This is a genomic window from Streptosporangium sp. H13245, from assembly GCF_055690525.1.
The window spans coordinates 223030-244941 of the sequence record NZ_JBSZKT010000006.1 but is presented as its reverse complement, the minus strand read 5'-3'; the positions used below and the strand labels follow the sequence as shown (position 1 = coordinate 244941).

General features: G+C 71.2%; 21 protein-coding genes. 13 read left to right on the top strand and 8 right to left on the bottom strand.

Annotation, left to right across the window (positions count from 1 at the left end):
* The first annotated feature begins 13 nt into the window (after window positions 1–13).
* The 5 genes from ACW9TB_RS14130 (at window position 14) to ACW9TB_RS14110 (ending at window position 5523) form a co-directional block, all read left to right on the top strand.
* Complete coding sequence (locus tag ACW9TB_RS14130) at window positions 14–1003, top strand: AAA family ATPase (RefSeq protein ID WP_472748448.1); 990 nt, start codon at window positions 14–16, stop codon at window positions 1001–1003.
* A gap of 6 nt (window positions 1004–1009) precedes the next feature.
* Window positions 1010–1894, top strand: a complete 885-nt coding sequence (locus ACW9TB_RS14125; protein WP_472748447.1) for a DUF58 domain-containing protein — start codon at window positions 1010–1012, stop codon at window positions 1892–1894.
* A 61-nt stretch (window positions 1895–1955) separates the two neighbouring features.
* Window positions 1956–2906, top strand: a complete 951-nt coding sequence (locus ACW9TB_RS14120) for a VWA domain-containing protein (protein ID WP_472748446.1) — start codon at window positions 1956–1958, stop codon at window positions 2904–2906.
* Entirely contained in the window at window positions 2907–3974 is a 1068-nt protein-coding gene (locus tag ACW9TB_RS14115; RefSeq protein WP_472748445.1) for a VWA domain-containing protein, read from the top strand.
* Between the two features lie 694 nt (window positions 3975–4668).
* Window positions 4669–5523 (top strand): hypothetical protein, encoded by an 855-nt coding sequence (locus ACW9TB_RS14110; RefSeq protein WP_472748444.1) that lies wholly within the window; start codon window positions 4669–4671, stop codon window positions 5521–5523.
* A 127-nt stretch (window positions 5524–5650) separates the two neighbouring features.
* Here ACW9TB_RS14110 and ACW9TB_RS14105 read toward each other — a convergent pair whose 3' ends face one another.
* Genes ACW9TB_RS14105 through ACW9TB_RS14095 form a run of 3 tightly spaced genes read right to left on the bottom strand, consistent with a single transcriptional unit; the run spans window position 5651 to window position 8843 of the window.
* The gene (locus tag ACW9TB_RS14105) at window positions 5651–6568 is read right to left on the bottom strand and encodes a carbohydrate ABC transporter permease (RefSeq protein WP_472748443.1); all 918 of its coding nucleotides are present in this window, start codon (window positions 6566–6568) and stop codon (window positions 5651–5653) included.
* 2 nt (window positions 6569–6570) lie between these two features.
* Entirely contained in the window at window positions 6571–7497 is a 927-nt protein-coding gene (locus ACW9TB_RS14100) for a carbohydrate ABC transporter permease (RefSeq protein ID WP_472748442.1), read from the bottom strand.
* Complete coding sequence (locus ACW9TB_RS14095) at window positions 7494–8843, bottom strand: extracellular solute-binding protein (protein ID WP_472748441.1); 1350 nt, start codon at window positions 8841–8843, stop codon at window positions 7494–7496. Before ACW9TB_RS14095 ends, ACW9TB_RS14100 begins: the two co-directional genes overlap by 4 nt.
* Before the next feature lie 353 nt (window positions 8844–9196).
* Here ACW9TB_RS14095 and ACW9TB_RS14090 point away from each other — a divergent pair, with 353 nt between their 5' ends.
* Together ACW9TB_RS14090 and ACW9TB_RS14085 are read left to right on the top strand one after the other, a co-directional pair.
* A complete protein-coding gene (locus tag ACW9TB_RS14090) occupies window positions 9197–11665 on the top strand; it encodes a beta-xylosidase/alpha-l-arabinosidase (RefSeq protein ID WP_472748440.1) in 2469 nt (822 codons plus the stop codon).
* A complete protein-coding gene (locus ACW9TB_RS14085; protein ID WP_472748439.1) occupies window positions 11649–12689 on the top strand; it encodes a LacI family DNA-binding transcriptional regulator in 1041 nt (346 codons plus the stop codon). Before ACW9TB_RS14090 ends, ACW9TB_RS14085 begins: the two co-directional genes overlap by 17 nt.
* A gap of 28 nt (window positions 12690–12717) precedes the next feature.
* Here the strand turns inward: ACW9TB_RS14085 and ACW9TB_RS14080 are convergent, their stop codons facing one another.
* From ACW9TB_RS14080 to ACW9TB_RS14060, 5 genes are all read right to left on the bottom strand, one after another.
* Window positions 12718–13860: a N(5)-(carboxyethyl)ornithine synthase gene (locus ACW9TB_RS14080; protein ID WP_472748438.1), complete on the bottom strand. Its 1143-nt coding sequence runs from the start codon at window positions 13858–13860 to the stop codon at window positions 12718–12720.
* Between the two features lie 102 nt (window positions 13861–13962).
* A complete protein-coding gene (locus ACW9TB_RS14075) occupies window positions 13963–14373 on the bottom strand; it encodes a VOC family protein (protein ID WP_472748437.1) in 411 nt (136 codons plus the stop codon).
* Window positions 14374–14383: 10 nt separating this feature from the next.
* Complete coding sequence (locus tag ACW9TB_RS14070) at window positions 14384–14824, bottom strand: helix-turn-helix transcriptional regulator (protein WP_472748436.1); 441 nt, start codon at window positions 14822–14824, stop codon at window positions 14384–14386.
* Window positions 14825–14926: 102 nt separating this feature from the next.
* Window positions 14927–15490 carry a DUF4142 domain-containing protein gene (locus tag ACW9TB_RS14065; RefSeq protein ID WP_472748435.1) on the bottom strand — a complete coding sequence of 188 codons (564 nt, stop codon included), beginning with the start codon at window positions 15488–15490 and terminating at the stop codon, window positions 14927–14929.
* A 126-nt stretch (window positions 15491–15616) separates the two neighbouring features.
* A complete protein-coding gene (locus ACW9TB_RS14060; protein ID WP_472748434.1) occupies window positions 15617–16759 on the bottom strand; it encodes an ROK family protein in 1143 nt (380 codons plus the stop codon).
* A gap of 105 nt (window positions 16760–16864) precedes the next feature.
* On the opposite strand from ACW9TB_RS14060, the gene ACW9TB_RS14055 reads away from it, so the two are divergent.
* From ACW9TB_RS14055 to ACW9TB_RS14030, 6 genes are all read left to right on the top strand, one after another.
* Complete coding sequence (locus tag ACW9TB_RS14055) at window positions 16865–17593, top strand: amino acid ABC transporter ATP-binding protein (RefSeq protein WP_472748433.1); 729 nt, start codon at window positions 16865–16867, stop codon at window positions 17591–17593.
* Between the two features lie 40 nt (window positions 17594–17633).
* The gene (locus ACW9TB_RS14050) at window positions 17634–18554 is read left to right on the top strand and encodes a glutamate ABC transporter substrate-binding protein (protein WP_472748432.1); all 921 of its coding nucleotides are present in this window, start codon (window positions 17634–17636) and stop codon (window positions 18552–18554) included.
* Window positions 18554–19198, top strand: coding sequence for an amino acid ABC transporter permease (locus tag ACW9TB_RS14045; RefSeq protein ID WP_472748431.1), 645 nt, complete (start codon window positions 18554–18556; stop codon window positions 19196–19198). The genes ACW9TB_RS14050 and ACW9TB_RS14045 overlap by 1 nt, the downstream gene beginning before the upstream one ends.
* Window positions 19199–19385: 187 nt before the next feature.
* Window positions 19386–20213, top strand: coding sequence for an amino acid ABC transporter permease (locus tag ACW9TB_RS14040; protein WP_472748430.1), 828 nt, complete (start codon window positions 19386–19388; stop codon window positions 20211–20213).
* Window positions 20206–21156 carry an asparaginase gene (locus tag ACW9TB_RS14035; protein WP_472748429.1) on the top strand — a complete coding sequence of 317 codons (951 nt, stop codon included), beginning with the start codon at window positions 20206–20208 and terminating at the stop codon, window positions 21154–21156. Before ACW9TB_RS14040 ends, ACW9TB_RS14035 begins: the two co-directional genes overlap by 8 nt.
* Window positions 21153–21899, top strand: a complete 747-nt coding sequence (locus tag ACW9TB_RS14030) for a copper homeostasis protein CutC (RefSeq protein WP_472748428.1) — start codon at window positions 21153–21155, stop codon at window positions 21897–21899. Before ACW9TB_RS14035 ends, ACW9TB_RS14030 begins: the two co-directional genes overlap by 4 nt.
* Window positions 21900–21912: the final 13 nt, after the last annotated feature.

The following is a 21912-nucleotide window of genomic DNA, read 5'->3' as shown; positions in this document are numbered from 1 at the left end:
GAAGGAACACCATATGACCTCGACCACCCCCTCCGAGTCGGCCCATCCGCTGGAACACGTCCTGTTCGAGGTCAAACGCACGATCGTCGGCCAGGACGTGCTGCTGGAGCGGATGGCCGTCGCGTTGATCGCCGACGGCCACCTGCTCGTCGAGGGCGTGCCCGGCCTGGCCAAGACGCTCGCGGTGAGGTCGCTGGCCGCCGCGATCGCCGGGAGCTTCCAGCGCGTCCAGTTCACCCCCGACCTGGTACCGGCCGACCTCGTGGGCACGCGGGTCTACCACCAGCACTCGGGGGAGTTCAAGACCGAGCTCGGCCCGGTGTTCGCGAACCTGCTGCTGGCCGACGAGATCAACCGCGCCCCCGCCAAGGTGCAGAGCGCCCTGCTGGAGGTGATGCAGGAGCACCAGGTGACGATCGGCCGTGAGACGTTCCGGGTGCCCGAGCCGTTCCTGGTCATGGCGACGGAGAACCCGATCGAGTCGGAGGGCACCTACCCGCTGCCCGAGGCGCAGGTCGACCGTTTCATGATGAAGGTGGTCGTCGACTATCCGACGCAGGCCGAGGAACAGGCGATCGTCGTACGGGCGCTGCGCCCGCCCGAGCCGCCGCGGCCGATGGTGACGGCCGAGGACCTGGTCGCGATGCGGGCCCGCGCCCGGCAGGTGTACGTCGACCCGGCGATCGTCGACTACGCGGTACGGCTGGTCTCGGTGACGCGTTCCCCCGCGATGGCCGGGCTCGGCGAGCTGGAGCGGTACGTCACCTACGGGGCGAGCCCGAGGGCGTCCATCGCGCTCGTCACGGGCGCCCGCGCGCTGGCGTTCCTGCGCGGCCGCTCCTACGTCCTGCCGCACGACCTGTCCGAGCTCGCGCTCGACGTGCTGCGCCACCGCGTCGTGCTGTCCTACGAGGCCCTCGCCGACGACGTCGACGCCGACACGATCGTCACCGGGGTGCTCGGGGCCGTCCGGGCGCCCGACGTCGTCCTGCAGAATCGCTGAGCGGCCATGGCCACCGCCCCCGAGAGGCTCCTGCTGCGCCTGGAGTGGAAGGTCGTCCGCAGGCTCGACGGCCGGCTCCAGGGCGCCCACCGCACCGCGCACCGAGGCTCCGGGATCGACTTCACCGGGTTGCGCGCCTACGGCGACGGCGACGACGCCCGGCACATCGACTGGAACGTGACCGCGCGGCTGGACGCGCCGCACCTGCGGGTGTTCACCGAGGACCGCGAGCTGACGGTGTGGCTCGTCCTCGACCGGTCGGCGTCGATGGCGGCCGGACGGCCGGGGCGCGGCAAGCACGACGTCCTCGCCGAGCTCACGCTCGTCCTCGCCCGGCTGTTCGGCCGGGGCGGCAACCGCGTCGGCGCCCTGCTGTTCGACACCGGGACGCCGCGCGTCGTGCCGCCCGGCACCTCCCGGCGGCACGCGCTGCGGATCGGCGCCGAGCTGGAACGCACCTCCACGGCGCGCGGCACCACCACCACCGACCTGGCGGAGATGCTCGACGCGGCCGGACGGCTCGCGCGCCGCCGCGCGCTCGTCGTCGTGCTGTCGGACTTCATCGGCGACGGCGACTGGGAGCGCTCGCTCCAGCGCCTGGCCAGGCGGCACGAGGTGGTCGCCCTGCGGATCGTGGACACGGCCGACGACGTGCTGCCCGAAGCCGGGCTGATCGTGGTCGAGGACGCCGAGACCGGCGAGCAGCTCGTCGTCGACTCCGCCGACCCGCTGTTGCGGGTCCGCCTGCGCGCCGCCGTCGACGCCCGCGACGCCCGGCTTGAGGCGGGCATGCGCCGGGCCGGGGTGCCCGTCCACCACGTCGACACCGGCCGCGACCTGGCCGAGGCGCTCGTCGAGGTCGTCGCCAGGACCGGGGACCGGTCGCCATGACCGAGCCCGCCGAGGTCGTCGAGCCCGCCGACGGCCATCCGATGCCGGTGAAGGAGGCTTCGTGACCCTGTCCTCCTCGCCGCTGCTGGTGATCGGGCTGCTCCTCACGGCGGCGCTCGCCTGGGCGGCCGTCGTCTCGGCGCGCCGCCGGACGGCAGCCCTCGCCGCAGCCGGGTTCGCCGCGCCCGGTGGCCGCCGGGCGTACCTCGGAACCGGCCTCACGATCGCCGGTGTCGGGGTCCTCGCGATCGCCGTCGCCGGTCCGGCGGCCATGGTGCCGGTCCCGAGGACCGCGGGCACCGTCATCCTCGCCATCGACGTCTCCAACAGCATGGGCGCCGACGACGTCGCGCCCACCCGGCTGGCGGCCGCGCAGCGGGCGGCCCGCGCGTTCGTGGCGGCGCAGCCCGACAGCGTCGACATCGGGGTCGTCGCGTTTGAACGGGGCGCGCTCACCACCGCGCGGCCCGACGCCGACCACTCCGTCGCGCTCAAGGCCATCGACCGGCTGAGGATCACCGGCGGCACCTCGCTGGGGACGGCCATCACGGCCTCCCTGTCGGCGATCACCGGCAAACGGGTGGCCGTCGGCCGCGACGGCGCCGCGCCCGACATCGGCTACTGGCCGTCGGCGACGATCGTGATGTTCTCCGACGGCCAGAACCAGGGCGCCGACGTCGAACAGGCCGCCACCCTGGCCCAGGGGGCGGGGGTCCACATCCACACCGTGGGGGTCGGCACCACGGACGGGGCGACGGTGAAGGTCGACGGCTACCACCTGCGGACCTCGCTGGAGGAGGAGACCCTCACCGTGATCGCGCAGACCACCGGCGGCACCTACCACCCCGCCTCCGACACCGCGCGGCTCGACGGGATCGCCGACACGATCGACCTGCGGCTCACCGTCTCCGACGAGCCGCTGCCCCTGGCGGGCGGGCTGATCGGGCTCGCCCTCGCGCTGCTCACCGCGGGCGCGGCGCTCACCGTGCTCCGGTCTGGACGGGTGATCTGAATGGTGTTCTCGTGGCCGTGGGCGCTGCTGTCCATCCTGGTCATCCCGCTGATCCTCGCCATCCGCGAGTGGGCGCGGCGCCGCCGCAGGCGGGCCGTCGTGCGCGTCACCTCGATCGCGCTCGTTCGCGGCGCCCTTCCCGGCCGTACGCGCTGGACGCGGAGGATCCCCGCGGCGCTGTTCATGACCGGGCTCGCGCTGCTCGCGGTCGGTGCCGCGCGGCCGCAGGCGTCGGTCCCGGTGCCGCAGACGTCGGTGACGATCCTGCTCGCGCTCGACACCTCCGGCTCCATGTGCTCCACGGACGTCGACCCCAACCGCATCACCGCCGCGAGGAAGGCCGCCGCCGAGTTCATCGAGTCGCAGCGGGGCGGGCCGCGCATCGGCCTGGTCACCTTCGCGGGCACCGCGGGCCTGCTCGTCCCGCCCACCGACGACACCGACTCGCTGATCGAGGCGCTGGACGGCCTCACCGTGTCCCGTGGCACCGCGATCGGGCAGGCCGTGCTCACCTCGATCGACGCGATCGCGGAGGTCGACCCGTCGGTCGCCTCCACCGGGGCGACCCCCGCCGAGGGCGGGACGGGCTACGCCGGTGCCGCGATCGTCGTGCTCACCGACGGCGCCAACACCCAGGGCGTGGACCCGAAGCTCGCCGCCCAGGAGGCGGCCCTGCGCCGCGTCCGCGTCTTCACCATCGGCTTCGGCACCACGAACCCGGCCCCGAGGGTCTGCGACAACTCGCAGTTCGACGGCCGGGGCTTCGGCGGCGGAGGCGGCGGGGGTGGCGGGTTCGGCGGCCGGGGCGGATTCGACAGGGGGCGCGGCCTCCACACCATCGACGAGCCCGGGCTCAAACAGATGGCCCAGACCACCGGCGGCTCCTACCACCGCGCCGAGAACGCCGCCCAGCTCAACAGCGCCCTCGACGCCCTCCCCGGCAGCTTCACCGTCGTCCACCAGCGGGTCGACACGGCCGCCGCCTTCGCCGCCGGGGGAGCCGCCCTCATCGCCGCCGCCCTGTCGCTCTCCCTGTGGTGGAACCGCCCCCGGCCCCTGGCCCGCTGACGTACCCGTGGCCTGACGTACCCGTGGCCGCGATCGGTCGCGAACCGGCCGCGACGCCTTGGCGGCCTCCGCCGGTTCGCGGCCCTTCGCGTCCGGAGGGCCGGACCGCACGGCTGGACACGTCGGCACCGGCCCCGGCCCCGGCAGGTCTACGGGCGCACGGCCGTGCGGTATTACCGGGCCGGTTCAATGATCCGGTAATGGAGATCCGCCGAACGTGTCATTCGCCGGGTGACGGGAAGGCCGCCGGGACGCTTTCCGGCGATCAGGGGCGGCGTTCGTGAAGGGGACCCGTTATTCCGGTTAAGGCGCACTCCCGCGGGCGACCTTGATTTTCCGGGTTCGCCGCCGCGCTTTCCGGCCGAGATGACAGATCATGGTCGACCGTCGTATTACCGGGAGTTTGTTCTCGTGTCAACCCACTTCAGAGGGTATTTTCGGCGATCCGGGCAGCCGGGTTGATAGGTCATCGACAAAGTCATCGTGTTCCGATTGCCGGTGATCTAACAGCGCGTTTATGCCTGATGATAACTCCTTGAATTGCCGGTCCGAATTCTGCGTACAACAAAAAGTGTCGGCTATATTGAAAGTCCGGTCGTGGCGGCACACACTCAGCGTTAAGAAGGCTTACCCCCCAGATTGTGGAGCCACAATGGACCGATCCGTAATCGGAATTCACGGGCGCAGAAAACCGATGATCCGGCGCTTCGTAGCCGCCGTCGCCGCGGTGCTCGCCGTGGCGTTCCTCAGCGTGCCGCCCGCCAGTGCCCTCGCGCTGCCGACGCCGAAGGATCTGACCGCCTTCCTCGACCTCGAGTGCTTCAAGACCAGCCCGTACCAGCCGCCCGCCGCCACGCTCACGCTGCGGCACATCAACCCGGTGCTCGCCAACCTGCCGACCGAGACCGTCCTCCTCGGCCAGCGCGAGCAGCTGTGCGTCCCGGTCGCCAAGAACAACCAGCTGCCGCCGTCGCCCGCGCTCGACTTCATCAGGTTCATCGACCTGGCCTGCTACAAGATCTCCGGCACCACGGTGACCACGGGTCTGGTGCTCAGCCACCTCAACCCGCTGTTCCAGAGCCTGCCGCGCACGCAGGTCTCGCTGAACACCCCGCAGCAGCTGTGCGTGCCGGTCATCAAGAACAACGTGGCCCCGCCCGCCGAGGTGCTGTCGCTCGTCCGGCACATCGACCTCAAGTGCTACGGCATCACCCCCAACGAGCCGCTGAACCAGCAGCTGTCCCTGCGCCAGCTCAACCCCGTCCTGACCCCGATCATCCCCACGCACGCCGTGCGGGTCCTCAACGCCCGCCAGCTGTGCGTCCCGGTGCAGAAGGCCGGTGACACCATCCCGGACGACGTGTTCAGGATCATCCGGTGGATCGACCTGGAGAAGTTCGACATCTCCACCCCGGCGCTGCCCGCGGTCTCACTGACCCTGCGGCACATCAACCCCGTCCTCGCCGGTCTCCCGATCGAGCAGGCCGTCCTCAGCGGTGCCAGCCAGCTGGCCCTGCCGGTGGCCAAGAACGGCAACTTCCCCCCGTGATTCCCTTCCCCTGAGCCCCTCCACCCGCACGGGTGGAGGGGCTCCGCCGTCCCCCGGCCGCCGCTCCCGTACCCGGGGGGAACGGCGGTGGCCGAAAAGACGGACGCCGGTCACCGCGCCGCGGCGGTCACTTGCCGAAACCGGCCGTCAGGCCGCTGAGCAGCTGGCGGCGGCCGACCATGTACAGGAGCAGGATGGGCAGCGTGGTCAGCACGACGGAGGCGAGCACGGCGGGCACGTTCACGCTGTACTGCCCCTGGAAGGTCCACAGCGCGAGCGGCAGCGTGCGCTTGTCGGGGCTCTGGGTGAGGATCAGCGGCAGCAGGAACCCGTTCCAGATCGTCAGCGCGTTGTAGATCGTCACCGTCACCACGGCCGGCATGGTGAGCGGCAGGGCCAGGCGCCAGAGCGTCGTCAGCTCGCCCGCGCCGTCCAGCCGCATCGACTCGAACAGCTCCTTGGGCACGTCGCGGATGAAGTTGGTCAGGACCAGCACCGACAGCGGGATCGCGAAGGCGATCGACGGGAGGATCAGCGCCGTCAGCGAGTCGTAGAGGCGCAGTTTGATGATGATCAGATAGATCGGGATGATGGTCGCCTGCAACGGGATGGCCAGGCCCATGAGGAAGAGCGCGTTCACCCCGCGCAGGAAGCGGAAGGTGCCGCCCCGGACGATCGCGTACGCCGCCATGAACGCGACCGCGACCGCCGGGACGACCGCGCCGACGGTCACGATGAGGCTGTTGAGGAAGTACAGCGGGAAGTCGGACTCGACGACCAGCCGGTAGTTGTCGAGGGTCGGCTCGGCCGGTGGCGCCAGCGGGTTGGAGGCGTAGTAGCCGCTCTGCTCCTTGAAGCTGGTGATGACGATCCAGTAGATCGGCACGATCACGACCGCCAGCCACAGCCAGCCCGCGGCCCCGCCCAGCCAGTTGGGGCGCTCGCCGAGTGTCCGCCGCTCGCCGCCCGCCCGGGGCCGTCGCCCGCGCGGCTCCGTTCCGACGGTCTCGGTCCGCTCGGGTCCCGTGGTCCGGGTCAGGCTCATGCTCAGGCCCCTTCCATCTGGCTGGCGTTGGCGTCGGTGCCGCCGAGCCGGCGCAGCAGCAGCGCGAGGGCGAGGCCCACCAGGACGAGGATGACGGCGATGGCGCTGGCCGGTCCCATGAGGTTGGCCTGGAACCCGCGTTTGTACATGTCCAGGGCGAGCACCCGGGTGGCGTCGGCGGGGCCGCCCGCGGTGAGCACGAAGATCAGGTCGAAGAAGGTCAGGGACCCGACGACCATCAGGGTGGAGGACGTGATGATCGTGTACTTGAGCTGAGGCAGCGTGATGCTGAAGAACCTGCGGACGCGGCCCGCGCCGTCGATCTCGGCGGCCTCGTACATGGAGCGCGGGATCTGCCGTACGCCGCCCTGGTAGATCAGCGAGTGGAAGGGGACGAACTGCCAGGACACCACGAAGATCACGACGCTGAAGGCGAGGACGGGCTCGCCGAGCCAGTCCTGTACGAGCAGGTCGACGCCGAGTCCGGCGCCGAGCCCGAAGTTGGGGTCGAGCAGCGCCTTGTAGGCGATAGCGATGGCGGCCGAGCTGAGCAGCAGCGGGATGAAGTACAGCACCGCCAGCAGCGAGCGGTAGCGCTGCCGCCCGGCCAGGAACACCCCGATCAGGATGCTGGCCGGTGTCTGCACCGCCCAGGAGGCGACCATCACCAGCAGCGTCACCCACAGCGCGTGCAGGAGGCCGGGGTCGCCGAGCACGGCCCGCCAGCTCGTGAACCCGGACATCTGAATGTCGCCGAGCTGGTCCCAGGTCGTGAAGCTGAGGAACAGGACCCCGACCAGCGGGATCACCCCGAAGGCGACGAAGATCACCAGGGCCGGTACGGCCAGCCACGGCAGGACGCCGCCCCGGGTCCCTCGCGCGGCGGCCGGCGGCGTCCCTTTCCGCGCGGGGGTGGCGAGCGCGCTCAACTGCCGATGACCGCGTTCATGTTGGAGGCGAACTGCTGCGGCGTGATCGACAGCTGGAACAGCTTGGCGATGTTGTCCAGCAACACCTCGGCCGCGGTGGGGCTGAGCGCCTGGTCCCAGGACTGGGCGAAGGACTTGGCGTTGCTGGCGATGCCGTAGACGAAGTTCAGGAAGTCCGCGTCCTTGGCGGTGGCGAACGCGCTGTCGGCGCCGTTGACGATCGGCACCGCGCCCGTACCGGCCCACTCCTTGACGTCCTCGTCGTTGAGCACGGCGGTCGCGAAGAACTTCTTCGCGATCTCCTTCTGCTCGGGGGTCGCCTTGGAGGAGATCGAGAGGTACTGGCCGGGGTTGCCGACGGTGTTGCTGGGGTCGCCCTTGCCGCCCTCGACCGGCGGGAAGTTCATGTAGCCGAGGTGGCCGCCGGAGACGAAGTCGCCGCCGTCGGTCGACATGCTGCCGTACGTCCAGCCGCCGTGCAGCATCATCGCGGCCTTGCCGGTGTACAGCAGGGCCTGGTCGGCGTTGGAGTCGGCGGTGATCGAGGAGAAGCCCTTGATGAACCCGTCCGCCTTGACGAGGTCCTGCAGCTTGGTCAGGGCGTCGAGGGCGGCGGGGTGGGACCAGGCGTCCTTCTTGGCGTCGAACACCGCCTGGAACACCTCGGGGCCGCCGATGCGGTCGAAGAGGAACTCCAGCCACATCATGTTCGTCCAGCGGGACTGGCCGCCCAGGGAGAACGGCGCGACGCCCGCGGCGTTGAACTTGGGGACCAGGGCCATGATGTCGCCCCACGACTCGGGGGGCTCCACGCCGACCTGCTCGAAGATCTTCTTGTTGTAGTACAGGACGATGGGCTGCATGGTCTCGGCGGGCATCGCGTAGATCTTGCCGTCGATCGTGGCCGCGCCGAAGGAGGAGGCGAACAGCCGGTCCTTCACGGCGGGGTTCTCCCCGAACCAGGAGGTGAGGTCCTCCACCTGACCGGCCTGCACGTACGTGCGCAGGGTCCCGCCGCCCCAGCCCCAGATGATGGTGGGCGCCTGCCCCGCCCCGATCGCCGTCTTGATCTTCGTCTTGTACGCGTCGTTCTGCAGGGCCGTGAAGGTGATCTGCCCGTTGGGGTTGGCCTGGTTGAACCGCTCCACCGCCCTGGTGCGTACGCCCTCCTGCGGCTGGACCGACAGGAACCAGTAGCTGGCCGCGTTCTTGGCGTTCGCGGTGTTTCCGCCGGTCGTGCCCGCCGGGACGGGACCGGACGTGCCACAGGCCGACAGCGCGGCCCCCAGCGGAATGCCCATGGAAAGGGCGAGGAAGGTGCGGCGAGATGGTGTCGTTGACTCCACGCTGATCTCCGTATGTCGAATGCCCGGACCGGGCGAGGCTCCATGTGAAACATCAGTGGCGGTGGCCGTCGGTCGTGGATCGGCACCTCCGCTGCCAGGCGTCCGCCCCGTGAGCCCGGCATGTCGAAACATTTCCGAAATAGACCGCGTGGCACGTCAATTTAGATTTCAGCTACTAGCCTGTCAAGGGGGTGCTCCCCGCCGGGACGAGCGTGATATGCGAGGTATGTAAGGCACTTTCATCTGGACTTTTCCTGGTCACCTTGGGTATGCCAGGATTCGGATAGCACTTCCGCAACACGCCGAAAAGTTTCGGACGATTGCCGGAACGGGTTTTTTCCTGAGGAGAGCAGATGACGGCGCTAGAAGGGACCTCAGCGGCGGGCCGGATCCTCCGCCCGTGGCAGGACCCGGCACTCCCCGTGGCCGACCGGGTCGAGGCCCTCCTTGAGGAGATGACCCTGGAGGAGAGAATCGGCCAGCTCGGCAGCCGGTGGCTCGGCAACGACATGGGCGCCGACCAGGAGGGGGAGCCCGAGAAGGAGCCCGCGAAGGAGACCGAGGGCACGGCGAACGTGGCCCCGATGCAGGACGTCTTCGCCGCCTCGGGGCGGGTGCCCTTCGAGGAGGCGATCCGCCACGGCCTCGGCCACCTGACACGGGTGTTCGGCAGCGCCCCGGTGAGCGCGGCGGAGGGCGCCGCGGAGGTGGTGCGGCTGCAGTCCGAGGTGGTGAAGCACTCCCGGCTCGGCATCCCGGCACTGGTCCACGAGGAGTGCCTCACCGGTTTCACCACCTACGGCGCGACCGTCTACCCGGCGGCCATCGCCTGGGGCGCGACGTTCGACCCGGACCTGGTCGAGCGGATGGCCGCCGCCATCGGGCGGGACATGCGCGCCGTGGGCGTCCACCAGGGGCTGTCACCGGTGCTGGACGTGGTGCGCGACTACCGCTGGGGCCGGGTCGAGGAGACCATGGGCGAGGACCCGTACCTCGTCGCGACGCTCGGCGCGGCCTACGTGCGCGGCCTGGAGGGCGCCGGGATCATCGCCACGCTCAAGCACTTCGCCGGATACTCCGCCTCCCGGGCGGCCCGCAACCACGGCCCGGTGCCGATGGGCCGGCGCGAGCTGATGGACATGATCCTGCCGACGTTCGAGACCGCCATCGTCGAGGGCGGCGCGCGCTCGGTGATGAACTCCTACTCCGACGTGGACGGCGTCCCCGCCGCGGCCGACGCGTGGCTGCTGACCGACCTGCTGCGCGAGGAGTGGGGGTTTACCGGCACGGTGGTGTCCGACTACTGGGCGATCCCGTTCCTCGCGACGACCCACCAGGTCGCCGCGGACACCGGCGAGGCCGGGGTGCAGGCGCTGACCGCGGGCGTCGACGTCGAGCTGCCCGACACGCTCGGCTTCGGCCAGCACCTCGCCGAGCGGGTACGGCGCGGCGAGGTGCCGGAGTCCCTGGTCGACCGGGCCGCCCGGCGCCTGCTCACGCAGAAGGTGCAGCTCGGGCTGCTGGACCCGGACTGGACGCCGGAGAGCTCGGTGGCCGGGGCGTCGGCCGTGGACTTCGACTCACCCGCCAACCGGGCACTCGCCAGGGAGCTGGCCGAACGCTCGATCGTGCTGCTCGACGCGGGCACCGCGCTGCCGCTGCTCGGCGAGGGACGCCCAGAACCGCGCCGGGTGGCCGTGGTCGGCCCCGCCGCCGACGACCCGCGCACGTTCATGGGCTGCTACGCCTTCCCCAACCACGTGCTGCCCCGGCACCCGGGCCTCGGGCTCGGCGTGGCCGCGCCCAGCCTGCTGGAGGCGCTGCGGGCCGAGCTGCCCGGCGCCGAACTGGTCCACGAACCGGGCTGCGACGTACGCGGCGACGACCGCTCCGGCTTCGCCGCCGCGCTGCGGGCGGCCCGCGAGTCCGACGTGTGCGTGGCCGTCGTCGGCGACCTGGCGGGAATGTTCGGGCTCGGGACGTCGGGCGAGGGCTGCGACGCCGAGGACCTGCGGCTGCCCGGCGTACAGGAGGACCTGCTCACCGAGCTGGCCGCCACCGGCACACCGGTCGTCGTGGTCGTCGTCTCGGGCCGCCCGTACGCATTGGGACGCGTGTCCGCGACGGCCGCCGCGCTCGTCCAGGCGTTCATGCCCGGCGAGGAGGGCGGGGCGGCCGTCGCCGGGGTCCTGTCCGGCCGGGTGCAGCCCAGCGGGAAGCTGCCGGTGCAGATCCCGCGCGGCCCCGGCGGGCAGCCGGGCACCTACCTGCAGCCGCCGCTGGGCTCCAACAGCCACGGCATCAGCAACCTCGACCCGACCCCGCTGTTCCCGTTCGGGCACGGCACCTCCTACACCACCTTCGCGATCGACTCCTTGCGGATCGGCGACGCCGAGGTGCCCACCGACGGCGAGTTCACCGTGTCGGTACGCGTGCGCAACACCGGGGACCGGGCCGGGGAGGAGGTCGTCCAGCTCTTCCTGCACGACGTGGTCGCCCAGGTCACCCGGCCGCTGCGGCAGCTCACCGGGTTCGCCAGGGTCCGGCTGGAGCCCGGCGCGAGCGCCCTGGCGACCTTCACCGTGCCCGCCGACCGGACCGCGTTCACCGGGCGCGACCTGCGGCGCGTCGTCGAACCCGGTGATCTTGAGGTGTTCGTGGGCGCGTCGGCCTCCGCCCTGCCCTGCCGGGGCCGCGTACGATTGACCGGCCCGCCGCGCCACGTCGGCCAGGACCGCCGCCTGGTCACCCGGGTGGACGTGGAACCGATCCCGGGCTCTTCCGCCGCGCAGCAGGGAGGCACACATGCCGGCCAGTCCTAGACGGGCCACGCTGGCCACGGTCGCGGCCTCGGCGGGCGTGTCGGTCGCGACCGTGTCGAAGGTGCTCAACGGCCGGGGAGACGTCTCCCCGGTGACCCGCTCCCTGGTGGAGTCGCTGCTGGAGCAGCACGACTACGTCGCGCTGTCGCAGCGCCGCCGGGGAGACCGGGGCGACGCCACCGTACCGGCGACGATCGAGGTGGAGCTCGACGCCGATCTCAACCCGTACTCCACCGAGATCGTCCAGGGCGCGGTGCGCGCCGGGGCCGAGACCGGCGCGGCGATCGTGGTGAGCATCCGGACGAACGCCGACCGCGCCGCCGGAGCCTGGGCGCGCGGCCTGGCCACGGCCGGGCGGCGGGCCGTGATCGCCATCACCAGCGAGCTGACCGCCGGGCAGCTCACCGCCCTGTCGCGCGCGGGGCTGCCGCTGGTCGTGATCGACCCGCTGAACCTGCCGCAGACCAGGGGGGTCACCAGCGTCGGCTCGACCAACTTCGCCGGGGGCCTGGCCGCGACCCAGCACCTGCTCGCGCTCGGGCACCGGCGCATCGCCTATCTCGGCGGCCCGGCCACCGCCGCCTGCAACCAGGCCAGGCTGCACGGCTACCGCGCCGCCATGGAGGCCGCGGGCGCCCCGATCCCCCCGAGTCACGTCCGGGCGGGGCACTTCCACTACCAGGAGGGCGTGACGGGCGGCGCGGCCCTGTTCGACCTCCCCGAGCCCCCCACGGCCGTCTTCACCGGCTGCGACGACATCGCGCTCGGCGTGCTGGAGGCGGCCAGGGCGCGGGGGGTACGCGTGCCCGAGGACCTCAGCATCGTCGGCTTCGACGACACCCAGGTCGCCCGGATGGCCTCACCCCCGCTGACCACCGTACGGCAGCCGCTGCGCGAGATGGGCGGCGTCGCCGTGCGCACGGCCCTGCGCCTGGCGGCGGGCGAGCGCGTCGACTCCCACCACGTCGAACTCGCCACCGAACTGGTGGTACGCGGCTCCACCGCCCCGCCCGGGGACGGCTGACCCGCCCGTTGGCGCGTGCCCGGGCCGGTCAGCGGCGCGCGTACGGGTACTCGGGGGAGCGGTGCTGGAAGGACAGGATCGCGGGGTTCTGGACGACGCCGTCACGGATCTCGATGGCCCGCCGGACGGTGTCGTCCGCGTCCCACGCCGCCCGGCCGTCGAGCACCGTCCGCAGGTGGGGCAGCAGGGCCTCGCTGATCTCCCAGGTGGCCGAGTCCCACAGGTACGACGGGCTGTGGTCGACGCCGTAGTAGCGGACGTTGTCGCCCACCTCGAACATCGGGTCCGTGAAGGACGTGGGCCGCGCCCAGCTGAAGCCCATCCCCTCGTCGCAGGACACGTCGACGACGAGGGTGCCGGGCGCGAAGGCGGCCAGGTCCTCCTCGTTGGCGAACATCAGCGGGGCGTCGGTGTCCTGCAGCACGCAGTTGACGACGATGTCGTGGTCGGCGATGAAGGCCGCCAGCGGTATCCGCCCGTTCTCGGTGAGCGCGTAGCTGCGGTTGGGGTCGTCGGCCTCGTGCTCGAAACGCACGATGCGCGCCGAGTGGATCGGCGAGGCGACCGCGGTGACGTCACGGAAGGTGAGGAGGTCGATGTCGTTCACCCCGTGCGCGTTGAGCGCCGTCACCGCGCCGCGCCCCGTCGCCCCGAAGCTGATCACGACCGCCCGCAGCCTCCGGCCGTAGACGCCCGTCGTCCCGATCAGCTCCAGGGCGTGCAGGACCGAGCAGTAGCCCGCCAGCTCGTTGTTCTTGTGAAAGACGTGCAGGTTGAACGCGCCCTCGCTGGTCCAGTGGTTCATCGCCTCGAAGGCGATCAACGTCAGCCGCCGGTCGATCGCGAGCTGCGTGATCCGCTCGTCCTGCACGCAGTGCGGCCAGCCCCAGACGACCTGCCCGTCACGCAGCCCTTCGAGATCCTCGGCCAGCGGCTTGGGAAGCAGGATGACGTCGCACTCGGCGACGAGTCGCTCCCGGGGGAGCAGCCCGGCGACGTACGGCGTCAGCTGCTTGTCGGAGACGCCGAAGTGCTCGCCGTAGCCGCGTTCGAGGTAGACGCGCCCCCGGAGGTCGGGGTCGATCCGCTCCAGGTGCAGCGGGTGGATCGCCAGCCGGTGCTCGTTCTCCTTGCGTGATCGTGAGACGACGCCGAGGCTGAGCTGATCCATGGGAGCTCCCTTTGATTGGCTCCCTGTCTAGCACAGACCCTGCCGTGAACAGCACGTCGTCGATCCGCTGGATCCTTGATCAACGGCCCCGGCGCGCGGGGATCACGCCTTGGGGGCCTGCGAGATGCGCACCATGTTGCCCGAGGGGTCGCGGAACGCGCAGTCGCGCGGGCCCCAGGGCTGGTCGATGAGCTCCTGCAGCACCTCGGCGCCGGTGGCCCGCGCCCTCTCGAAGGCCGCGTCGACGTCGTCGCTGCTGAACACGGTCATCGGCAGGACCCCCTTGGTCAGCAGCTCCTGGAGGGCGTCGCCGTCGGACCGGGAGCGGCCGGCGTGCGGCTCGGAGAGCACGATCTCAAGGCCCGTCTGGGCCGGGCTGCCGAGGGTGACCCAGCGGAACCCGTCGGAGGCGACGTCGTTGCGCACCTCAAGGCCGAGCCCGTCGCGGTAGAAGGCGAGCGAGTCGTCCAGGTCGTTGACGGTGACGTGGCAGTACTGGAGTGAAATGGTCATGTGAACCACGCTAGACGACGGTGTCGCGGTCCACTTCTTCGATCCTGACCTGTTGGTCCCTGGTCGGCCGCGTACGCAGCTTGGCCACGCACGCGGGCATCGCCAGCACGGCGCGGTGCTCCCTGGCGCGGTACGCGCTCGGCGGCATGCCCACGAGCTCGGTGAACCGCGAGCTGAACGACCCGAGGGACGTACAGCCGACCGCCATGCACGCGTCGGTCACGCTCATGCCCCCGCGCAGCAGCGCCATCGCCCGCTCGACCCGCCGGGTCATGAGGTAGTTGTACGGCGTCTCGCCGTAGGCCGCCCGGAACGCCCGGGAGAAGTGGCCCGGCGACATCAGCGCGTGGCGGGCCATCGTCGGCACGTCGAGCGGGCGCGCGTACTCCCGGTCGATCAGATCTCGCGCCCGGCGCAGGTGCGCGAGATTGGCAAGGTGTGACCGGTCCATGAAACGAGGGTACTCGCCCGCCCCGCCTGCGGGTTCACGCCCCCGCGCCCGTCCCGGCCGGGCCGTCTCGACTCTCCGAAGGGGTGGTCCCAGCTCTCCGGATCAGCTCTCCGAAGGGGTGGGGGTGCTGGTCTCGTTGGCGTGCAGGAGCAGGTCGATGTGCTCCCGTACGACGGGCTTGGCGTCGGTGGCGAGCTTCTTCACCTCGGGGGAGGAGCCGCTCTCGATCTCCTTCTCGATGGCGTCGAGGGTCTCGCGGTGGCCCTCGATCTCCTCGCTGATCCAGGCCTTGTCGAACTCCGCGCCGCTCAGTGTCTCCAGCTTGGCGAGCTGCTCGCGCTGCGCGGCGGTGGGCTGGTCGGGGAGCGTGACACCGAGCCGGTCGGCCACCTTCCGTACGGCCTCGTCCAGCTGGGTGTGGTCGATGACGAACCTCTCTCCCAGGTCGCGGACGGTCTCGGCGCTCTCCCGGCCCGCCGTGCTGGAGGTCTTCGCCTCGGCGGCCTTGCCCCCCTCGATCTCGGCCAGGTTGGCCTGGTGCGCCTGGACGAGGAAGTCCTTGTCCTGCTGGCTCACGGTCCGCGGGGTGGGCGCGACGGCAGCGCCGGCCGTGCCGCCCGTCACGGCCACGGCGACGGCCAGCGAGATGATCATCTTTCGTACCATCGGATCCTCCGTCGATCAATCCACGGTTGGAACGAGTACCTATTCCTCATATGCACACATCTAGGGAGATACAGCGTCACAAGCGGTAGATCATGACAAAAGCCGTGGTTCGTACCCTCGCCGTCCTCAGCCGAGGACGGCGTCCAGCAGGAGGGAGCCCGCGCCGAGGAGGGCGGCGTCGGGGCCGCCCCGGGTGACGGCGATCTCCAGGTCGCGGGTGGCCAGGGGCAGGCAGCGCTCGTAGACGGCGGCGCGGATGGAGGAGATCAGCGGCTCGGCGGTGGAGAGGCTGCCGCCGACGACGATGGCGTCGGGGTTGAGGAAGTTGACCAGGACGGTGAGCACCTCGCCGATGAGGCGGCCCGCGTTCCTGACCAGGGCGGTGGCCTCGGGCACGCCGTCCTCGACCAGGGCGACGACGTCGGCGGGGCGCCGCGTCTCGATGCCGAGCCCGGCCAGGGCGTCCATGAGCGCGGCGCCGCTCGCGTAGGCCTCCAGGCAGTCGGGGTGGCCGCACGAGCACATGGTGGAGGAGTCGGTCCTGACCCGGACGTGGCTGATGTCGCCCGCCGCGCCCCTGCCCCGGTGCAGGCGGCCGTCGACGATCACGCCGCACCCTATGCCGCTGCCCGCCTTGAGCACCATGAGGTTGTCGAGCCCCGGCCACGAGCGGGCCTCGCCGACGGCCAGGAGGTTGGCGTCGTTCTCGACGAGCACCGGCAGGTCGTAGCGCGCGCCGAGATGCTCGGCGACGGGGAAGTTGTTCCAGCCGGGCATGCGCGAGGGGGACACCACCCGGCCGCTGGCGGGGTCGACGGGGCCGGGGATGCCGGTGCCGACGCCGCGCAGCGGGACGCCGGGCGGGCCGTGGGCCAGCAGCAGCTCGTCGAACGAGGCGGCCATCCAGTCGAGGGTCGTCTCGGGGCCGAGCGCTATGTCGCAGGCGCGCTCCTCGACGACGAGGGGGACGCCGCTGAGGTCGAGCAGGCCGAGACGGGCGTGGTGCGCCCCGAGGTCGGCCACCGCGAGCAGACCGGCGGTCGGGCTGACCCGCAGCCGCCGGGGCCGCCGCCCGCCGCTGGAGGTGCCCGAGCCCTCCTCGACGAGGAGCCCGGTGTCGATCAGCTCCTCGACGCGCAGGGAGACGCTCGACGCCGCCAGGCCGGAGATGCGGGCCAGCTGCGCGCGCGACTCGGCGTGGCCGGTGGCGACGAGACGCAGCAGATCGCCCTGCGCTCCCCGTACCGGCAGCCGCTCTTTGCCTGACATGAACTAGAGGAATACCACGTCTGTACTTACTACGGCAACGTGTTGACTTCCATGAGAATCATCCATTACGTTCCGCTTTATCTTCGATTTCGAAGGAAGATGGCAATGATTCAGGTCAAAGGGCTGAACAAGTGGTTCGGCGATCATCACGTACTGCGCGACATCGACCTTGATGTGGCGCGGGGCGAGGTCGTCGTGGTGGTCGGCCCCTCGGGGTCCGGCAAGTCCACGCTGTGCCGCTGCCTCAACAGGCTGGAGACCGCCGGATCCGGGGACATCCTCGTCGACGGCGTTCCCGCCCCCGTGGAGGGCAGGGAACTGGCCCGGTTCCGGGCCGACGTCGGCATGGTGTTCCAGTCGTTCAACCTGTTCCAGCACAAGACCGTGCTGGAGAACATCGTGCTCGCGCCGATGAAGGTCCTGGGCGACGGCCGCGCCGAGGCCGAGGCGTCGGCGCGGAGACTGCTGGAGCGCGTCGGCATCGGCGAGCAGGCGGGAAAGCTGCCCGCCCAGCTGTCCGGCGGGCAGCAGCAGCGGGCCGCCATCGCCCGCGCGCTGGCCATGCGGCCCAAGGTGATGCTCTTCGACGAGCCCACCTCGGCACTCGACCCGGAAATGGTCGGCGAGGTGCTGGACGTGATGGTCGGGCTCGCCGCCGACGGCATGACCATGGTCGTCGTCACCCACGAGATGGGCTTCGCCCGCAGGGCCGCCGACCGCGTGGTCTTCATGGACGCCGGCCAGATCGTCGAGACGGGCGAGCCCCGCGCCTTCTTCGAGGCTCCCCAGACCGACCGTGCCAGGGACTTCCTGGCCAAAGTTCTCACTCATTGATCGAAAACGATCCAGAAGTTCCAGAAAGATGGTGGGCCCGATGGTGTCCATGAAGCGGCTGGCCGCTGTCGCCGCTGTGTCCATGCTCGGCCTCTCGGCCTGTGCCGGTACGGACTCGGCGAGCCCGGCCGTACCGGGTGAGGCCAACAAGGGGAGCGACCTGATCGCCTCGGCGCCGGTCGCGGCCGCCGCGGACATCCTGCCCGGCTCCACGATGGAGAAGATCAAGCAGCGCGGCGAGCTGATCGTCGGCGGGTCGCTCGACGCGCCGCTGCTGTCGCAGCAGAACCCGGCGACCGGCGAGGTCGAGGGGTTCGACGCGGACATGGGCAAGGCGCTCGCCAAGTACATCATCGGCGAGCCCAAGGTGAAGATCGTCAACTCGGCCTCGGAGACCCGCGAGGCGCTGCTCTCCAACGGCACCGTGGACGTCGTCTTCCAGACCTACACGATCACCCCGGAGCGGGCCGAGCAGGTCGCCTTCGCCGGTCCGTACTACTCCTCCGGGCTGAGCCTCGCGGTCAGGAAGGGCACCACGGGCATCGCCAAGCCCGAGGACCTGAACGGCAAGACCGTCATCGCCGGAGCCAACACCCCGGCCATCCCGGCGATCAAGAAGCTCGCCCCGCAGGCCAAGATCGTGACGTTCGGCAGCGACCCCGAGTGCATGCAGGCCCTCAAGCAGGAACGCGGCGACGCCTACGTCCAGGACGAGACGCTCCTGGTCGCCAACGCCCAGAAGGACACCTCGGTCCAGGTCGTCGGCAGCCCGTTCACCGAGGACCCGTACGGCATCGGCCTCAAGCACGGTGACGACCAGTTCAAGAAGTTCGTCAACGACTGGCTGAAGAAGATCCAGGCCGACGGCCTCTGGCAGAAGACCTGGAAGAACTCCCTCGGCACGGTCGTCCAGGGCGAGGCTCCCACCCCGCCGCAGATCGGCTCGGTGCCGGGGTCCTGATGTCCGCCCTCCTGGATCACCTGCCCGAGCTGTGGCAGGGACTGGTCGTCACCCTCCAGCTGACCGCGGCGTCCTTCGCCGGCGCCGCGGTGGTGGGGCTTGTGATCACGGCCATGCGGGTCAGCCCGGTCGGCGTCCTGCGCGGGATCGGCACGGCCTACGTGGAGACCTTCCAGAACCTGCCGCTGCTGGTACTGCTGGTGCTCGCCGTCTTCGGCCTGCCCGAGATCGGGCTCAAGGCCGACCTGCTGGTGACGGCCATGATCGTCATCGCGCTCTACGAGGCCGCCTACATCGCCGAGGCCCTGCGCTCCGGCGTCAACGCGGTCTCCGCGGGGCAGGGCGAGGCGGCCCGCGCGCTCGGGCTGACCTTCGGCCAGTCCCTGCGCCACGTGGTCCTGCCGCAGGCGCTGCGCACGGTGATCCAGCCGGTCGGCAACATCTTCATCGCGCTGACGATGAACACCTCGCTCGCCGCCGCGGTCGGCGTGGTCGACCTGACCGCCGCGGCCAACCGGGTGAACCTCACCGAGGCGCAACCCATCCCGATCTTCGTCGGGGCGGGCCTGGCGTACGCGCTGATCGCCGCCTGCGCCGGTTTCGTCACCGGGCGGCTCGAACGACGGCTGGTGGTGATCCGGTGAGTGACCTTCCTCGCGACAGGGGTGCCCTGGGACGGGTTCCGTACGGAATGGGCGGTATCCCGGGACCGTGTGGAACGGCCGGTGTCCCGGAACCGGTTCCGTACGGAATAGCCGGTATCCCGGGACCGGTTCCGGTTGGAACGGCCGGTATCCCGGTTCCGTTTCCGGTTGGAACGGCGGTGATCCGGTGAGCAACCTCCTGTTCGACCAGCCGGGCCCGCGGGCCCGGCGCAGGATAAGGATCGCGACCGCGGTGGGGGCGGTCGCGATCCTCGTCCTGCTGGCGCTCGCGGTCCGTCAGTTCGCCGCCAACGGCCAGCTCGACGCCGACCGCTGGTCGCCGTACGCGACCTGGCCGATGTGGCGCTACCTGCTGAACGGGCTGTGGGCCACCGCGCTCGCCGCCGTCGTCTCGGCCGCGCTCGCGATGGCGGCCGGGCTCGCCCTGGCCCTCGGACGGCTCTCGCGGCACAGGTGGATCCGCGTGCCCGCCGCCACGTACGTGGAGGTCGTGCGGACCGTCCCGGCGCTGCTGCTGGTCTATGTCGTGCTGTTCGCGCTGCCCCGCTACGGGCTCGACCTGCCGCTGTTCTGGAAACTCGTGGTGCCGCTGGCCATCTCGAACGCCGCGGCGTTCGCGGAGATCTTCCGCGCCGGAGTCCTGTCGGTGGAACGCGGCCAGGGCGAGGCCGGTCTCGCGGTCGGGCTCACCCAGGGCCAGACCATGCGCCTGATCGTGCTGCCGCAGGCGGCCCGGCGGGTGCTGCCCTCGATCGTGAGCCAGTCGGTCGGCCTGCTGAAGGACACCTCGCTGGGCTTCGTGGTCAGCTACGCGGAACTGCTCTACAGCGGCAAGGTCCTGGCGACCTTCAACGGCCTGCTCATCCAGACCTACATCATCGTCGCGCTGATCTACCTGGTGGTCAACGCGTCGCTGTCCAAACTCGCCCGTACCCTCGACGCCCGCGACACCCCGGGGTCCCGCCGGCTCAGAAGGAGACTCGCCCGTGCCTGAACTCGTCCCGCTCGCGGAGGTGGTGCGCTCCGGATTCGTGGAGAGCGTGCACTTCGGCAGCGCCGTCGCCCTGGCGCCCGACGGCACCGTGGCCGTCGCCAGGGGAGCGGTCGACGCGCCGGTGCTGCCACGCTCCTCGGCCAAGCCGTTCCAGGCGCTGGCCTGCCTGCTGTCCGGGGCGGACCTGCGCGGTCCCGGCCTGGCGATCGCCGCGGGCAGCCACACCGGCCAGGACTTCCACGTGCGGCTGGTCGCCGACATCCTCGCGGGGGCCGGGCTCGGCTTCGAGGACCTCGGCTGCCCCGCGGACTGGCCGGAGGACGAGGCCACCCGGCACATGTTGATCCGGGCGGGCCTGACGGCCTCGCGCGAGCGGATGAACTGCTCGGGCAAGCACGCCGCGATGCTCGCCGCGTCCGCCGCCTCCGGCTGGGAGACCGCCTCCTACCTGGACGCGGGCCACCCCCTGCAACTGCGGGTGCGCGCCGTGACCGAGGAGCTGTCGGGGGAGAAGGCGGCCCACGTCGCCGTCGACGGATGCGGCGCCCCGCTGTTCGGGCTCTCGCTGGCCGGGCTGGCGCGGGCCGTACGGGCCCTGGTCGTCGCCGAGCCGGGAACCCCGCGGCGGGCGGTCGCCGACGCGATGCGCGAGCATCCCGAGTACGTCGGCGGGACCGGGCACGTGAACACCTCGCTGATGCGGGCGCTGCCGGGGGCGGTGGCCAAGGGCGGGGCCGAGGGGGTCCTCGTCGTCGCGCTCGCCACCGGGCACGCGGCGGCCGTCAAGGTCATCGACGGGAGCCCGCGGGCCACGAGCGCGATCGCGCTCGCCGCGCTCAGGGCGGCCGGAGGGGACGTCACACCGGCGGCGGCCTTCGCGAGCGTCCCGGTGCTGGGCGGGGGCGTACCCGTCGGTGAAATACACGCTTTGGAGGAAAAATGAGTCTTAGCTATGAGATCTGCATTGACAGCACCGCGGGCGCGCTCGCGGCCGAGCAGGCCGGGGCGCACCGCGTCGAGCTGTGCTCCGCCCTGTTCGACGGAGGCCTGACCCCGACCCTCGGCGCCGTCGAGGCGACCCTCGCGGCGGTCTCGGAGATCCGGGTCCACGCGATCATCCGCCCCAGGGGCGGCGACTTCATCTACGACGAGTACGAGGTCGCGGCCATGGAGCTCGACGTGGCCACGATCAGGGACGCGGGCGCGCAGGGCGTGGTGATCGGGGTGCTGACGCCGTCGGGCGAGGTGGACGTCGAGGTGGCCAAGCGCCTCATCGGCGCGGCCGGTGGCCTCTCGGTCACCTTCCACCGGGCCTTCGACATGACCGCCGACCCGTTCGCCGCCCTGGACACCCTCGTCTCCCTGGGCGTCGACCGGGTCCTCACCTCCGGCCAGGACGTCACCGCCCTGGAGGGCGCGCCGCTCATCGCCTCCCTGGTCGAGCGGGCGGGCGACGACCTGATCGTGATGCCCGGCGGAGGCATCACGCCCCGCAACGTGCACCGCGTGGTCGAGGCGACCGGAGCCTCCGAGATCCACTTCGCCGCCCTGGTCGACGCGCCCAGCCCCGCCGTCCACCGCAACCCCCACCCGTTCATGGGCGGGGAGCTGCGCAGGCCCGAGTACAGCCGCCTGGTCACCTCCCCGCGCCTGGTCTCCGAGGTGATCGCCGCCTCGGGCACCTGACCTCCGGAGAGGT